The sequence below is a fragment of the Cobetia sp. SIMBA_158 genome, from assembly GCF_046566945.1.
Classification (GTDB): domain Bacteria; phylum Pseudomonadota; class Gammaproteobacteria; order Pseudomonadales; family Halomonadaceae; genus Cobetia; species Cobetia amphilecti.
Genome location: NZ_JAWJYL010000995.1, coordinates 1 through 240, shown reverse-complemented (window position 1 = coordinate 240; position 240 = coordinate 1). Strand labels below are relative to the sequence as shown.

The 240-nt window shown below is 41.7% G+C and carries 1 protein-coding gene; it reads right to left on the bottom strand.

All coding sequences use genetic code 11. From position 1 onward, the window contains the following. Window positions 1-240 (bottom strand): LD-carboxypeptidase (locus tag R2R70_RS22785; RefSeq protein ID WP_410979315.1); only part of this gene is annotated, 240 nt, incomplete at both ends.

Here is a 240-nt window from a genome sequence, read left to right as displayed (position 1 = left end):
CATCGAGAAGTGAGCACACATGCTAATGTACTAACATCAGAGAACCCCACTAACCACTTAGGTTTAGCCGTTTTCACTATGTTAAAGTCAATATATTGCAAAACGTCTAGGGCAAGCTCTCCACCCCATGGGGGCATAATTGCCGCTATATTATCGTCGGTAAGAAAGTGCATTAGCTCTAAAGCTCGATCTTTAGCGCTGATATTTTGCCTTACACTGTCACCTTCAATTACTTTAAAC